Origin of the sequence: Streptomyces sp. NPDC000348 (genome assembly GCF_042898795.1) — a bacterium.
Lineage (GTDB): Bacteria > Actinomycetota > Actinomycetes > Streptomycetales > Streptomycetaceae > Streptomyces.
This window is the reverse complement of record NZ_JBIAZD010000057.1, coordinates 1-1,287: the sequence shown is the minus strand read 5'-3', so window position 1 is coordinate 1,287 and position 1,287 is coordinate 1. Positions and strand designations below refer to the sequence as shown.

The window sequence follows — 1,287 nt, the reverse complement described above, 5'->3', positions numbered from 1 at the left end:
CCTAGGAGCTGTCCGGGCGATCATGTGACCGTCCCGTGTCTGGGTCGTTGTTGTGGGCATGGGGCGGGGCGATCTGACGGATGCCGAGTGGGAACGGCTGCGGCCGTTCCTGCCGGTGAGCAATGGACGTTGTGGCCGGTGGCGGGATCATCGGCAGGTGATCGACGGGATCCTGCACCGGGTGCGGACCGGGGTGCAGTGGCGGGATCTTCCCGAGCGCTTCGGCCCGTGGAAGACCGTGTATGAACGCCACCGGCTGTGGTCGGCCGACGGGACGTGGGAGCGTCTGCTGCAGCAGGTCCAGGCCGCCGCCGATGCCGCCGGCGAGATCGACTGGGACATCTCGGTGGACTCCACCATCGTGCGGGCCCATCAGCACGCGGCCGGTGCCCGGACCGGACCGCCGTCGGCGCCCGCGTCAAAGGGGGCCGAAGCGGCAGAACACCAGGGCGAAACGCCGTGGCAGAGCCTGCTCGCCCGGCTGGTGGAGGTGGTGCGGGAGGTGAGGGCCTGGGCCGCTCGCGGGGCGGGTTCACCAGCAAACTCCACCTGAGTGCGGACGGCCGCTGCCGCCCGCTGTCCCTGGTCGTCACCGGCGGACAGCGGGCGGACTGCACCCAGTTCCAGACGGTGCTGGAAAAGATCCGCGTTCCGCGGGGCGGTCCGGGCCGGCCGCGCACGAAGCCCGACAGCCTCGCGGCCGACAAGGGCTACAGCAACGGACCCTGCCGCGAGTACCTGCGGCGCCGTGGCATCCGGCACTCGATCCCGGAGAAGACCGACAGCCAGGCCGCCCGCCTGCGCAAAGGCTCCCGCGGCGGACGGCCGCCCGGCTTCGACGAGGAGCGCTACAAGAAGCGCAACACCGTCGAACGGGCGATCAACAGGCTGAAGCAGTCTCGGGCTGTGGCCACTCGCTATGACAAGCGCGGTTACGTCTTCCTCGGCACCGCCACCACTGCGGCTCTGCTCATCTGGCTTCGGAGTTGAGTCCCGACGTCACAAAGCGACTGGCCGATACGCCAGCGCCTGATCGACCACCTCATCAGCCGAAAGCTCCCGCTCCGGCGGCCAGAAGATCAAGTCCCTGACCTGTCCGGACGGGCATGCCAGGGCTCTGCCCAGCCTGTCCAGCCAGCCGTCCACCTCGTCGTCCGAGGCGTAGTCCGCGTCCATGATCCGCTGCACGAGCACGACCGCCTCCGCGCGACTCATCTCCCCAACACTCATCAGGTCCCTCCGCCGAGCCACCCTAACGAAATCCTTGATCGCCCGGACAGCTCCTAG

Annotated in this window: 2 protein-coding genes; one reads left to right on the top strand and one right to left on the bottom strand. The window is 69.2% G+C overall.

The window, feature by feature from the left end; all coding sequences use genetic code 11:
• Window positions 1–58 precede the first annotated feature (58 nt).
• A protein-coding gene (locus ACFY3N_RS36665; protein WP_390821097.1) for an IS5 family transposase occupies window positions 59–990 on the top strand; the annotation gives its coding sequence in 2 pieces (ribosomal slippage) (window positions 59–437 and window positions 437–990; 933 coding nt in all).
• Window positions 991–999: 9 nt separating this feature from the next.
• On the opposite strand, the gene ACFY3N_RS36660 is transcribed toward ACFY3N_RS36665, so the two are convergent.
• On the bottom strand, window positions 1,000–1,230 hold the full coding sequence (locus ACFY3N_RS36660; protein ID WP_390821098.1) for an e9imm peptide: 231 nt from the start codon (window positions 1,228–1,230) through the stop codon (window positions 1,000–1,002).
• Window positions 1,231–1,287: the final 57 nt, after the last annotated feature.